Genomic DNA, 12,032 nt, shown 5'->3' on the forward strand with positions numbered 1-12,032 from the left:
GTATCCATATGGAGTATCTCAATTATAAACAAATCTAGATAAATATCAATACTTATTTACGGACTTGAAAAAATATTCTCTCACTTTCTTCTGCGGGTGCTTCATCTTCCCAATCAGCAAAAACTCTCTCAATTTTAAATCCAACTTCAAGTAACATATTCACATATTCTTGTACTGGAAACGTTCTTTGAAAATGCACTTCATCAAACCGTTCATACAAATCATTTTCAGCTTTTACAAAAAAGGCCAATTCAGAATAAACCGAGTGTAACTCTTCTCCTGGCTCTGTTTGCCATATGTATGAAATTCGTTCACTATCATAAGTAAAAGGACTTTCTAAAAATATTACGTCCGTTTTAAATGTTGAATGTACATCAAATAACAAAACGCCACCGATTGATAATGCCTGGTAAATATTACGAAATGTTTGAAGCACTTCCATTCGGTCCGTTACATAATTCAATGAATCAATCGGAATAACAGCGACATCAAATCCACTATGTCCTTCAAGTTTTTGCATCGGCTGAAGCATGAATGAGATCGATAAATTTAAAGATTTTGCCCTTTCAGTCGCAATTTGAAGCATGTCAGGAGAAAGGTCAACTCCTGTGACATTTCCCCCTGACTTTGCTAACTTTGCAGCTAATAATCCCGTCCCACATCCGATATCTAATATCTTCTTGCCCGCAATGCCATTTGCAGCAAGGGCAATTAACTCAACATACGTATCATATGGAATGTCTTCCATTAATTCATCGTAAACGAGCGCAAATCGGGAATAGCTTTCTTTCATTCCTCTTCTACCATTTGAAGTCTTGGTGCATCTCCCCATAACTTCTCCAAGTTGTAATGGCCACGCTCATCTTTATGGAATACGTGCACGACTACATCGCCTAAGTCAGCTAATACCCAGCGACCTGACTCCAATCCTTCCACACGCTTTACATGCACGCCAAACTCACTCGCTTGATCGATTACTTCACGTGCAATTGCTTGAACTTGCCTTTCTGAATTGGCATGACAAATTATAAATTGGTCCGCCATCACAGAGATGCCTTCCATATTTAACACTACAATATCTGATGCTTTTTTATCGTCAACAGCTTGATATGCTGTTGATAGTAAAGTTGAAGTCGTCATTTAAATTATTCCTTCCTTTAACATATATTCATTATAACAATCAAATGAGTCTGGAAAAATTGCCACTCTCTTAGATACTAAGTATTCAATTGAATGGCTAATACAAGCATACATCGCTTCATCAATAGATCCTTTTGATCTTTCTCTCAGTTCATTGACTCCTGGAAATTGTCTTCCAGGCTCTATCAAGTCAGCGATAAATACTATTTTTTCTAATCTCGACATATTCGCTCTACCTGTCGTATGAAAACGTACTGCATTTAAAATATCCTCGTCAATTATTCCAAATGTCTCCTGAGCGATGATTGCGCCAACTGGTCCGTGCCATAGTTCATGATGAAAATCCACTAACCGTTTATCTTCATCTGCTTCTTGTAAACGTTGCAGTAACTCCTCTTTCTTCATGCACTTGGCAATATCATGGAATAGAGCTGCTTGTTCGGCGGCTATTTCCGAGACACCATGTTGTTTCGCCATCTCTTTCGATAACTGAGCAACACGTAAAACATGCTCATACCGTGAAGACGTTAAACGTTTTGCCAGTTCACTTTTTATAGGCGCCAGTTCCATATAAGCCCTCCTCGCGAATAAATGATTCAACTGCGGGAGGAGTTAAAAATGTAACGGTCCCATTTTCATGAAATCTTTTACGGAGTAACGTCGAGGAAATATCTATCTCAGGAATCGCAATAATCTCTACTGGATAGTCCGTTTCACTTTTCCACCCTGGCCGACCGACGCCAACAATTGTTACGAGCTCAACGAGTTCATCAATTCGATGCCAAGTATGTAGCGAATCAATCATATCCCCACCGATGATTAAAAAGTATTCAACATCCGGATCTTGTGTCATCAGTGCAGACATTGTATCGAATGAATAAGAGACGCCTCCACGTTCTATCTCATAAGAAGAGGCGGTAAAACCTTCTATTCCTTGAATGGCTAAGTTCACCATTTCGAGACGCTGTTCTTTCGTCACTTGTTTATCGGCTGCTTTATGCGGTGGTAAAGCATTTGGCATAAATCGAACTTCGTCAAGTGCAAAGGCATGCTTCACTTCGTTAGCAATAATGAGATGTCCAATATGTGGTGGATTATAAGTCCCCCCAAGTATGCCCACTCTCTTCAAGGAAAGACCTCCTTATGGCAATTCTATTTGCTTATTGTCTACAGATTCTTTATATAAAATAAGCACATTCCCAATTACTTGAACGACATGAAGTCCTACACGTTCAGATAATTTCTCAGAGATTGTTTGTCTATCCTCACTACAATTTTGTAAAATATTAACTTTAATGAGTTCTTTCGCTTCTAAAGCTTCCTCTATTTGTACAATGACAGATTCTGTTAAACCTTGTTTTCCAATTTGAAATAAAGGTTGCAGATGATGTGCCTCGCTTCGTAAAAATCTTTTTTGTTTACCTGTTAACATAATTTCCTCCTAGTTTTTCTGTTATTTTCTCAATCATACTCGCAGTATTCGGTTGAATACCTGTCCATTTCTCAAATGCTAACGCACCTTGATGGACAAACATCCCTACCCCGTTCATTGTCTGCGCCCCGTTCTCACGTGCCGCCTTCAAAAACTCGGTTTCCAATGGATTATAAATGATATCTGCAACAACTGTTCCCGCTAAAACTTTAGATGGATTGAGCGGCATTCCTGTAGTTGCATAGTTCATCCCAACTGAAGTCGTTTGAATGATTAATCCAAAGTCTTCAAGTATATTTTCTGCCTTTGTAATTGTCAAAGCTTTTGCATTCGGTAAATCTTCTGCTAATTGCTGCGCTTTTTCAATCGTTCGATTTGCAATATAAATGGGACCATATCCCTTATCTTGTAAGCCATAACAAATTCCACGTGCGGCCCCGCCAGCCCCAATGACGAGTACTTTTTTCTCCAAACATTGCTGGCCGAACATTTCTTCTAAAGATTGGACAAATCCCGCACCGTCCGTATTCGATCCGCGAAGCGAACCATCCGGCAGCACTTCTACAGTATTGACTGCGTTCATCACTTCGGCCGACTCGTCTATGTCATCTAAAAAAGGAATGATCGCACTTTTATGTGGAACAGTGACATTCCAACCACTGCATCCAAGTAGCTTCAAGCTTTCAACGGCCTCGCCAAGATGTTCTGGATATATATGATGTGGACTATAAGATGCATTCATATTATTATCTTTAAACCATTCATCATGCATATTTGGCGACATGGATTGACTAATCGGATCGCCGATAACAGCATACCATTTTTTCATTTGATTCCCATTCCCCCTTCGTACAAGCAACTTAAATTAATGATGGTCGAAGGATTACATTCACCCCGCGAGGTGCATGAACAGCAACGACACTTGGTTCCTGAACAGTAATCCAACCCAACCCTGATATGACAATGTCTGTTTTTTTCTCTTTAATCGAAAATTCATGACGTACAAGTTCAGGCATTTTCTCTACCGATTCTCCTGATGGTGGCGACAGCATAGCCCCTTTATGGTTTTCATACAAAGCATCCGCATTCGCTAATTTTGTACGATGAATTTGGAGGCGATTTGAGACATACACTAAAAACGAAGAACGTTCACCGGAGATAAAGTCAAAACGTGCTAACCCTCCGACAAATAAAGATTGCTCAGCATTTAACTGAAAAACTTTCGGCTTCAGCTCAGATTTAGGTGTAATTAACTTCAGATCTTTTTCGTCTAAATAGTGGGCAATTTGATGGTCGTTAATGATACCCGGCGTATCATAAATTGCCTTTCCATCGTCCAACGGGATTTCTACAATATCTAATGTTGTACCGGGGAAATGAGACGTTGTAATCACTTCATTCGCACCGGTTGCACTTTTAATAATATGATTAATAAAAGTCGATTTACCAGTATTTGTACAACCTACGACGTAGACATCTTTGCCTTTTCGAAGCCTATCAATTTTTTGTAATGTTTCTTCCATGCCGTGCCCTTTATAGGCTGAAACAAGTAACACTTCTGCCGGTTTTAAGCCCAGCTTATTGGCTTCTTTTTTCATCCAATTAATTACTCTGTTTGGATTAATTGATTTTGGCAGTAAGTCAGATTTATTTCCGATTAATAAAATATCCTTATTACCTACGAAACGATGCAACCCTGAAATCCAACTACCGTTAAAATCAAAAATATCCACGATTTTAACGACAATCCCTTCTTTGTTTCCAATTCCATTCAATATATTTAAAAAGTCATCACCTGTTAATGATACAGGCTGTAACTCATTATAATTACGAAGACGGAAGCAACGTCGACAAACAAGGTCCTCATTTGTCAAAGATGCGGGTGGAGCATATCCTTCCAGCTTAGGATTCTCCGTTTGAATCGTAATGCCGCAACCAATACATTTTAATTCTTCCAATATTATTCCTCCCAATAAATAAGGCCGCGTCGTCTTAAACGCTCCATAATAAAACTTTCTAAGTTCCGATTAAAAGTTGTAACTTTCGCATCAGATGTCGCAACAGGAATGACTAAAATTGTGTGAAGTCCTTGACGATTTCCACCAAAAATATCTGTTAATAATTGATCTCCTATAACGACTGTTTCTTCCTTTTTTGTTCCCATTAATTTTACTGCGCGCCTAAAAGCTGTTCCTAAAGGTTTATTCGCTTTCGAAATAAATGGCATTTGAATCGGCTCAGAAAATGCTTTTACACGTAACTCATTATTATTAGAAACAATCGTCACCCGGATTCCCGCCTGTTGCATGCCTTCTAACCATTCAATCACTTCAGGTGTTGCATCTGGGCGGTCCCATGCGACGAGCGTATTATCCAAATCTGTTATGATTCCTTTAATGCCGCGCTCTTTTAACTGTTCAGCTTTGATGTGAAAGATGTCTTTCACAAACTCATCCGGCAAAAACTTCTTTAGCATTCCATTCACTCCGATTATCAACTTAGTACTCAAGTATTATAACATATAAGGCACTTTTCTTTATAATGTCTGTCCTTTTTTTGTTGGACAACTATTCGTGCTTGTCCGCTATAAAAAGTGAAAATATTTACTCATTACACATATGATGACCGCATATGCTGTCATACAACGACAAGGAGGTGGCCTGATGAGCGGATTTGTCATGTCGGTGATTCAACTTTGGCTCGAGATACCTGCAGTTATCGGTTATATACGAGGGCAGGCATTCAAGCGTCCACTCTCTAAAGAAGAAGAGGCAGACTGTCTTGCGCGACTCGCAGCCGGAGATGAAGACGCACGTGATGAACTAATCGAACGGAACATGCGACTTGTTGCACATATCGTAAAAAAATTCCATCCAAAACATGAGTTTCTAGACGATTATATTTCTATCGGAACAATCGGTCTTATGAAAGCAGTAAACACGTATACGGCCGACCGAAAAACGAAACTGGCAACATATGCGGCACGCTGTATAGAAAATGAAATATTAATGTATCTCCGTACTCAAAAAAAAGTACAAAAAGATGTGTCCTTGTTTGAACCGATCGGCGGTGAAAGCGATGGTCAATCACTGCAAATTGCAGACTTGCTCCAAACGGACGATGAATCCCCGATTGTCGCAGTCGAACAAAACGAAGAGAAAGAAAGATTGTATAAACATCTCGGTAAACTAGATGGAAGAGAACTTGAAATTATTCAAAGACGCTTTGGTCTATTAGATGACAAACCGATGACACAAAAAGCAATTGCAGAACAACTCAATATTTCGAGAAGTTATGTTTCAAGAATCGAAAAACGCGCCATTGTAAAATTATACCAGCTTTTCAAACATGAATATAATGATTAATCGTATATTGTCCAACCAACACATCGCCTGTTAAACCGGAAATATTACTAGTACAATACATCATTTTCCATTTATCGAACCCAAAGGAAAAGGCGTTTCCACTTGGGAGTCAACCCCAGCGGAAGCGCCTCTTCAATCATCTTACTCTTCATTTACCTCACGTAAAATAACAGCTGAAACAGCAATCGCAAAAATAAAAACGCCTGACATCATCGCAAACATAATTCCATCCATTGATAAACCCCTCCTACATCGCAAGATAATAAATATGATTACACTATCCTTATCTTAACATGAAACCATTAAAGTTTCGAGATGACACGTAAAACAATATCTGTAGAATGACGTGCTGCTACTGGAAGAAACTCATCAAAACTAATTGAAGATTCTTTTCCTGCAATATCTGACAACGCACGGATGACAACGAAAGGCGTGCCGAACTGATGACAAACTTGGGCAACTGCAGCAGCTTCCATTTCAGCTGCAATCATTGATGGAAAGATTTGTCTCACCTGTTCTACCCGGTTTGTATCGCTCATAAATGAGTCACTTGAAGCAACTAGGCCGACAGCAGATGTATGTTGACCAATTTCATCTACAGCTTCCTTCGCTGATTGGATGAGTGTTGATTCTGCCTTAAATGTTTCAGGTAAATTAGGAACTTGCCCATGCGCATAGCCGAATGCCGTAACATCTACATCATGATGGCATACCTCATCTGAGATGACAATCGATCCTATTTCTAGTGTTTCTAAAAATCCACCTGCTGAGCCTGTGTTGATCACAACATCCGGCTTGTAAGTTTCAAGCAATAAAGTAGTTGCAATGGCTGCATTCACTTTCCCAATGCCACTTTTCACAAGAACTACCTCATGCTTTCCAAGTACGCCTTCAACAAACTCACAATTTGCGATGATTTTTGTTTTGGGTGATTCAATTTCTTCACGTAAGAGGTTTACTTCTTCCTCCATTGCACCGATTACTCCAACCTTCAAAAGTATCCCTCCATTTTCATCCATATTAATAATTAAAGTCTAAAGTTGTGAGTACATCCATTTTCACAGGTTTCCAACCTTCATTGTCCACCCATTCTAAGAAAACTCGATATTTTTCAGTTTTGTCTTTAGTAGAAATAATTCCAATTGACTTTTGAGGACTTCCGCCATTTTTAAGCTTCCAAATGATCATATTTTCTGCAGAGATTCCCGTAGCATAAATAAGTGCCTGCTCTTTTTCTTTCCAGTCCACTGAATTTCGTTTGTATACAGAAACGTGCTCACCGGACTGTTCTGTTCCGATTGGCTCCCAAGCCGGGTTCACGATTGATTGGGAGACGATTGGATCATTTGGGTTAACTGTGATTTCTACATCTTCAACTTCGTCTATTTCTACATCTTCAACTTCATCTGATGCAGCATCTTCATCGATTGTTTCTACATTTTCTACTTCTTCGTCATTTAGCGAAGTTTCCTCTTCTTCCAAAACCTCGTCATCTGTATTTTGCTCTACGATTTCCTCATTGTTTATTATATCTTCTTTCTCAGATTGTTCTTTCGCGCCGCCAAGAAAAATAATAGATGCCGTTATGACAATTGCAACTACGACCACTGCAATTAGCACATTCAATATTTTATCTTTTCGTTTTTTCTTTCTATGCAATCTGGAGAAGTTATTTTCAGGATTGTTCATGCTTCATTCAGCTCCCAGTATAGTTTAGACGCTTACTGATGAGACGTTTTAAGTAGAAATTTGTTTCCTATTTAGATTCATCATAAGAGATTAATTACATTGATAAAAACCGCCCTCAAATGAAGGCGGTTTCATACGGTTATTTTATTTCTAAGATTGTAACCGACATTTCTCCACCAGGCGTATTAATTTTCACTTCATCGCCTTTTTTGCAGCCAATTAAACCTTTTGCAATTGGTGAATCATTGGATATTAATCCTTCAATTGGATTCGCTTCAGCTGAACCAACAATGGTATACGTTTCTTCATCACCGTCTGGTAATTCCTTAAACGTTACTGTATTTCCAAGTTGTACTTCGTCTGTATTAAATTCAGACTCGTCAATAATCAATGCGTTACGAATCATTCCTTCAATTGAAGAAATTCTTCCTTCGATAAATGCTTGCTCTTCTTTCGCAGAGTCATACTCTGAGTTTTCCGAGAGGTCACCAAAGTCTCTTGCAATTTTAATACGTTCTACAACTTCTTTACGTTTAACCGTTATTAAGTGTTCTAACTCTTCTTCTAGCTTTGCTTTTCCCGCAGCAGTCATCGGAAACTTCTTTTCCGTAATCATTCCCATCACTCCTCAAATTACTATTCATAAAAATACTATGCCGCTTTGTATTTTAGTATGCGACATAGCAAGTAACGCCTATGATTTTATGTCATCATCATAGTATAATTCTGTTCCTTTATCAAGAATTGTTTTTATTTTTGTCACCATCAGGTCAATTGCTACTTTATTTTTCCCGCCTTCTGGGACAATAATATCCGCATATTTCTTCGTTGGTTCGATAAATTGGTTGTGCATTGGTCGAACAACGGACAGGTATTGTTCTACAACGGAATCGATAGAACGACCTCTTTCATGAATGTCGCGTAGTATCCTTCTAATAATCCGCAAATCTGCATCTGTATCGACGAACAATTTGATATCCATTAAGTTTCGAAGTGCAACGTCTTCTAATACAAGAATTCCTTCAACGATTATCACATCTTTCGGTTCTATCATAACCGTTTCATTAGAACGTGTATGTTGTGTATAATCATATGTCGGCTTTTCGATCGGTTGTCGGTTAAGCAACATTTGAATATGCTCTACTAATAAGTCCGTATCGAATGCAAGCGGATGGTCATAATTCGTTTCTAACCGTTCCTCAAAGCGAAGATGCGACTGGTCTTTATAATAAAAATCTTGGCCAATCACAGCAACCGAGTTATCTTTAAACACATCGTAAATTGCATTCGTAACGCTCGTTTTTCCCGATCCCGAACCTCCAGCAATTCCAATGACGAGTGGTTTATCTACTTTCATTTCTGGCATCCTTTCAGTTGCAAAGGTGTTTCACTTTCAATGAAACGCCATTTTACTATGCTTCTTTTTTAATTGCAATTAATATTCCGTCACCTACTGGAAGTAAGAATGTATCAAAACTAGGATGCGCCATTACCCATGAAGTAAATTCCTTCAAGTTACGGATCATTGTACGCTTTCGTCTCGGCACGTCTTTATCTTCCTGCAAAACCATACCATGCATGAACATATTATCGCAATAAATAACTCCACCTGGTATCACTAAGGGTGAATATTTTTCAAAGAAACGCTTGTACTGCCCTTTGGCCGCATCAATAAACAGAGCGTCATAGGGCTTCTTTAAATGTGTATCGATCGATAATTCTAATGCGTCAGCTTCAATAATCTCGATACGCTGACTCATCTCGGAAGCTTCAATATACTCAACAGCTTTATGAAAGCGTTCCGAATCACGCTCAATCGTTGTGATTGATGCATTCGGGAATGCATGGGCCATTCTTATTGCAGAATAGCCGATAGCACTTCCAATTTCAAGAATACATCTAGGTTTTTGTAACGAAAGCAACCCGATAAAAGTTTCAATTGCTTGACTCCCCATAATTGGGACATGGTTTTTCTTTGCATAGCTTTCCATTTCTAACAATAGTGAATTCTTTTCTTTTCCAAGGTCAGCTAAGTAATTTTCATAATTATAAATCGTAGCCAACTCCTCAATCATTCAGCCTTTTTATCAATATATTTCGCACGATTACTTAAATGTTCTTTATAGCTATCTGCGAAATAGTTTACACCTTTACTATCTGCTAAAAAGTATAAATATTTTGTTTGAGCTGGATCAACGACAGCTTCTATAGACGATTTTCCCGCGCCTGCAATCGGTCCTGGAGGAATGCCGGCGTATTTATACGTATTATATGGATCATCGATTTCAAGGTCCTTGTAATACGTTCTACTTAAATGTTCGCCATGCGCATAGGCAACAGTTGGGTCTGTTTGTAACGGCATATCGATTGCTAGACGGTTATAGAACACACTCGCAATCGTCTCACGATCTGACTGTGCTGTAGCCTCTTTCTCTAACAATGAAGCGAAGGTTAATAACCAATGAACGGTTTTATCGTTTTTCTCTAGATAATCTAAATACGGTAGAATATTCGCTTCCGTCGCTTCCAACATACTCTCTACAATGGTTTCAACAGACGGCTGCTCTTCATAAAATGGATAAGTCGCAGGGAATAAATATCCTTCTAACGGAAATTTAATCTGCTCACCAAAAATCTCTTCCTTAAGTAAATGCGGATATTTCCCCATTAATAATTCGATATTCTCTTTATCATTCACATAAGCTAAAAAATCTTCCGCACTTACATCTGTACGCTTTTCTACAATATTAGCGATTTCTTTCAGCGTCAGACCTTCTGGTACCGTTAATGTAAATACCGGTTCGTGGTATACTTTTCCTGTTTTTAAGCTTTTTATTAATTCATCTGGGGTCATTGATTTTGATAAATCGTAGGTACCCGCTTGAAATTTAGATTCGTTATTAAATTTTGCATAGTATTTGAATAAACTTGCGCTTTTAATAACGCCTTTTTCCTCGAGGATTTTTGAAATATTATTTAAACCTGAACCAATTGGGATTTCAACTTCAATGATTTCCTCAGAATTTGGATCGTATGCTTTTAACCCTTTTGAAATATAATTATAAGTAATTAACCCACCTATTAATCCAATGCCAAGTATACTTATCGCAATCCAGAAGACGATTTTCCTAACGATTTTCACTTCTTTTTTCTTTTCACGCATCCGGTCGAACATGATTTCTTTTTTCGAACCTTTTTCCATGCGTCATCCACCTCTTTCATTCGGAAACGATCCGACCAAACAGTTTAAATACGAAAATTTATGTATTGAAGTTGACGACATATCTATTTTTATATCTTAAAGATTTAATTACACATAACGAAAAAGACGGAACGGTATTGCACCGTCCCGCTAACGTGCATATAAAGATTAGTCCTCTTCCTCTTCTTCACCTAAAAATGCATTTAATGTTTCTTCAACCATTTCCCACTCTTTATCATCTTCAATCGGCATAAGTTCTCCGTCTTCTTCACCGTCTTCATTAGGGATGAATGAAGAGGCATGAATTTCAATTTCCTCTGTCTCGTCATTATCTTTCCCTAAAACATGGTAAAGTACATAAGATTTTCCGTAATCCTTTGATTCAAATGTAAGAATTACCTCACATACATGCTCGTTTCCTTGTTCGTCTACAATTGTCATTGTTTCTTGTCCGTGTTCCATTTTCTGCTCACCTCATCTATTTTTTTTGTCTAAAAAACCTTGTAATATCATAATGGCTGCCATTTTATCAATTACTTGCTTGCGTTTTTTTCGACTTACATCCGCCTCAATTAGTGTACGCTCCGCAGCCATTGTCGTCAATCTTTCATCCCATAAAGTAACAGGAAGATTGAAATTTTCTTTCAAGAGGTTTGCATAATGTTCAGATGCTTCCCCTCTTGGACCAACCGTATTATTCATATTTTTCGGGTAGCCAATGACGAACTCACTTACCTCATATGTTGAGATAAGTTCACGAATTCGTTCTAAACCAAACTCTCCTTCAGTCTCGTCAATCGGAATTGTTTCAATACCTTGGGCTGTCCACCCTAAGGCATCGCTAATTGCAATGCCAATTGTTTTTGAGCCGACGTCTAGCCCCATAATCCTCACTTTAATTGTCCCCCGTTTTCACGAATATAAAACTTCACAAGCTCTTCGATAATTTCATCGCGCTCTAGTTTTCGAATCATATTACGAGCATCTTCGTGACGTGGGATATAGGCAGGGTCACCTGATAGAAGATACCCTACGATTTGATTAATCGGATTGTACCCTTTTTCGTCTAATGCTTTATGGACGTGAAGCATGACTTGCTTTACTTCTTCTTCCATCGATTCTTCAGGAAAGTTGAACTTCATCGTTTTGTCGTATGAATCCATTTATGCAACCCCGCTTTCAGATTTTCCTTTTCGTTTCAAAA

Annotated in this window: 18 protein-coding genes; 1 reads left to right on the plus strand and 17 read right to left on the minus strand. The window is 38.4% G+C overall.

What is annotated here, in order from left to right; translation table 11 throughout:
• Nucleotides 1-52: 52 nt before the first annotated feature.
• Genes AB1H92_RS07735 through AB1H92_RS07770 form a run of 8 tightly spaced genes read right to left on the minus strand, consistent with a single transcriptional unit; the run spans nucleotide 53 to nucleotide 5,057 of the window.
• Nucleotides 53-793, minus strand: coding sequence for a class I SAM-dependent methyltransferase (locus AB1H92_RS07735; protein WP_115360885.1), 741 nt, complete (start codon nucleotides 791-793; stop codon nucleotides 53-55).
• Entirely contained in the window at nucleotides 790-1,140 is a 351-nt protein-coding gene (rsfS, locus tag AB1H92_RS07740) for a ribosome silencing factor (protein ID WP_115360883.1), read from the minus strand. The genes AB1H92_RS07735 and rsfS overlap by 4 nt, the downstream gene beginning before the upstream one ends.
• Nucleotides 1,141-1,710, minus strand: coding sequence for a bis(5'-nucleosyl)-tetraphosphatase (symmetrical) YqeK (yqeK, locus tag AB1H92_RS07745; RefSeq protein ID WP_115360881.1), 570 nt, complete (start codon nucleotides 1,708-1,710; stop codon nucleotides 1,141-1,143). It lies immediately after the preceding gene.
• Complete coding sequence (locus AB1H92_RS07750) at nucleotides 1,685-2,269, minus strand: nicotinate-nucleotide adenylyltransferase (protein ID WP_115360879.1); 585 nt, start codon at nucleotides 2,267-2,269, stop codon at nucleotides 1,685-1,687. The genes yqeK and AB1H92_RS07750 overlap by 26 nt, the downstream gene beginning before the upstream one ends.
• A 12-nt stretch (nucleotides 2,270-2,281) precedes the next feature.
• Nucleotides 2,282-2,572 (minus strand): ribosome assembly RNA-binding protein YhbY, encoded by a 291-nt coding sequence (yhbY, locus tag AB1H92_RS07755; protein ID WP_115360877.1) that lies wholly within the window; start codon nucleotides 2,570-2,572, stop codon nucleotides 2,282-2,284.
• Nucleotides 2,559-3,401: a shikimate dehydrogenase gene (aroE, locus tag AB1H92_RS07760; RefSeq protein ID WP_115360875.1), complete on the minus strand. Its 843-nt coding sequence runs from the start codon at nucleotides 3,399-3,401 to the stop codon at nucleotides 2,559-2,561. Before aroE ends, yhbY begins: the two co-directional genes overlap by 14 nt.
• 31 nt (nucleotides 3,402-3,432) lie before the next feature.
• Nucleotides 3,433-4,533, minus strand: a complete 1,101-nt coding sequence (yqeH, locus tag AB1H92_RS07765) for a ribosome biogenesis GTPase YqeH (RefSeq protein ID WP_115364076.1) — start codon at nucleotides 4,531-4,533, stop codon at nucleotides 3,433-3,435.
• On the minus strand, nucleotides 4,533-5,057 hold the full coding sequence (locus AB1H92_RS07770) for a YqeG family HAD IIIA-type phosphatase (RefSeq protein WP_341850042.1): 525 nt from the start codon (nucleotides 5,055-5,057) through the stop codon (nucleotides 4,533-4,535). Before AB1H92_RS07770 ends, yqeH begins: the two co-directional genes overlap by 1 nt.
• A 178-nt stretch (nucleotides 5,058-5,235) precedes the next feature.
• On the opposite strand from AB1H92_RS07770, the gene sigK reads away from it, so the two are divergent.
• Entirely contained in the window at nucleotides 5,236-5,937 is a 702-nt protein-coding gene (gene sigK / locus AB1H92_RS07775; protein ID WP_115360871.1) for an RNA polymerase sporulation sigma factor SigK, read from the plus strand.
• 302 nt (nucleotides 5,938-6,239) lie between these two features.
• On the opposite strand, the gene mtnN is transcribed toward sigK, so the two are convergent.
• From mtnN to AB1H92_RS07820, 9 genes are all read right to left on the minus strand, one after another.
• Nucleotides 6,240-6,932, minus strand: a complete 693-nt coding sequence (mtnN, locus tag AB1H92_RS07780) for a 5'-methylthioadenosine/S-adenosylhomocysteine nucleosidase (RefSeq protein WP_115360869.1) — start codon at nucleotides 6,930-6,932, stop codon at nucleotides 6,240-6,242.
• Nucleotides 6,933-6,957: 25 nt separating this feature from the next.
• On the minus strand, nucleotides 6,958-7,626 hold the full coding sequence (locus AB1H92_RS07785) for a YrrS family protein (protein WP_115360867.1): 669 nt from the start codon (nucleotides 7,624-7,626) through the stop codon (nucleotides 6,958-6,960).
• A gap of 139 nt (nucleotides 7,627-7,765) precedes the next feature.
• Nucleotides 7,766-8,242 carry a transcription elongation factor GreA gene (greA, locus tag AB1H92_RS07790; RefSeq protein ID WP_115360865.1) on the minus strand — a complete coding sequence of 159 codons (477 nt, stop codon included), beginning with the start codon at nucleotides 8,240-8,242 and terminating at the stop codon, nucleotides 7,766-7,768.
• Nucleotides 8,243-8,320: 78 nt separating this feature from the next.
• On the minus strand, nucleotides 8,321-8,983 hold the full coding sequence (gene udk, locus AB1H92_RS07795; RefSeq protein WP_115360864.1) for a uridine kinase: 663 nt from the start codon (nucleotides 8,981-8,983) through the stop codon (nucleotides 8,321-8,323).
• A 55-nt stretch (nucleotides 8,984-9,038) separates the two neighbouring features.
• Nucleotides 9,039-9,701, minus strand: a complete 663-nt coding sequence (locus tag AB1H92_RS07800; RefSeq protein WP_115360862.1) for an O-methyltransferase — start codon at nucleotides 9,699-9,701, stop codon at nucleotides 9,039-9,041.
• Nucleotides 9,698-10,828, minus strand: a complete 1,131-nt coding sequence (gene mltG, locus AB1H92_RS07805) for an endolytic transglycosylase MltG (protein WP_115360860.1) — start codon at nucleotides 10,826-10,828, stop codon at nucleotides 9,698-9,700. The genes AB1H92_RS07800 and mltG overlap by 4 nt, the downstream gene beginning before the upstream one ends.
• 168 nt (nucleotides 10,829-10,996) lie before the next feature.
• Nucleotides 10,997-11,290, minus strand: a complete 294-nt coding sequence (locus AB1H92_RS07810; RefSeq protein ID WP_115360858.1) for a DUF1292 domain-containing protein — start codon at nucleotides 11,288-11,290, stop codon at nucleotides 10,997-10,999.
• A 12-nt stretch (nucleotides 11,291-11,302) separates the two neighbouring features.
• Nucleotides 11,303-11,722: a Holliday junction resolvase RuvX gene (gene ruvX, locus AB1H92_RS07815; protein WP_115360856.1), complete on the minus strand. Its 420-nt coding sequence runs from the start codon at nucleotides 11,720-11,722 to the stop codon at nucleotides 11,303-11,305.
• Nucleotides 11,719-11,991: an IreB family regulatory phosphoprotein gene (locus AB1H92_RS07820; RefSeq protein ID WP_115360854.1), complete on the minus strand. Its 273-nt coding sequence runs from the start codon at nucleotides 11,989-11,991 to the stop codon at nucleotides 11,719-11,721. Before AB1H92_RS07820 ends, ruvX begins: the two co-directional genes overlap by 4 nt.
• Nucleotides 11,992-12,032 lie beyond the last annotated feature (41 nt).

Origin of the sequence: Sporosarcina pasteurii (assembly GCF_041295575.1) — a bacterium.
Lineage (GTDB): Bacteria > Bacillota > Bacilli > Bacillales_A > Planococcaceae > Sporosarcina > Sporosarcina pasteurii.

Bases quoted from the DNA above. Each gene is read 5' to 3' on its own strand.
- AB1H92_RS07735 (WP_115360885.1), bottom strand. From the start codon at position 793: ATGAAAGAAAGCTATTCCCGATTTGCGCTCGTTTACGATGAATTAATG.
- rsfS (WP_115360883.1), bottom strand. From the start codon at position 1,140: ATGACGACTTCAACTTTACTATCAACAGCATATCAAGCTGTTGACGAT.
- yqeK (WP_115360881.1), bottom strand. From the start codon at position 1,710: ATGGAACTGGCGCCTATAAAAAGTGAACTGGCAAAACGTTTAACGTCT.
- yhbY (WP_115360877.1), bottom strand. From the start codon at position 2,572: ATGTTAACAGGTAAACAAAAAAGATTTTTACGAAGCGAGGCACATCAT.
- aroE (WP_115360875.1), bottom strand. From the start codon at position 3,401: ATGAAAAAATGGTATGCTGTTATCGGCGATCCGATTAGTCAATCCATG.
- sigK (WP_115360871.1), top strand. From the start codon at position 5,236: ATGAGCGGATTTGTCATGTCGGTGATTCAACTTTGGCTCGAGATACCT.
- AB1H92_RS07785 (WP_115360867.1), bottom strand. From the start codon at position 7,626: ATGAACAATCCTGAAAATAACTTCTCCAGATTGCATAGAAAGAAAAAA.
- greA (WP_115360865.1), bottom strand. From the start codon at position 8,242: ATGATTACGGAAAAGAAGTTTCCGATGACTGCTGCGGGAAAAGCAAAG.
- udk (WP_115360864.1), bottom strand. From the start codon at position 8,983: ATGAAAGTAGATAAACCACTCGTCATTGGAATTGCTGGAGGTTCGGGA.
- AB1H92_RS07800 (WP_115360862.1), bottom strand. From the start codon at position 9,701: ATGATTGAGGAGTTGGCTACGATTTATAATTATGAAAATTACTTAGCT.
- mltG (WP_115360860.1), bottom strand. From the start codon at position 10,828: ATGGAAAAAGGTTCGAAAAAAGAAATCATGTTCGACCGGATGCGTGAA.
- AB1H92_RS07810 (WP_115360858.1), bottom strand. From the start codon at position 11,290: ATGGAACACGGACAAGAAACAATGACAATTGTAGACGAACAAGGAAAC.
- AB1H92_RS07820 (WP_115360854.1), bottom strand. From the start codon at position 11,991: ATGGATTCATACGACAAAACGATGAAGTTCAACTTTCCTGAAGAATCG.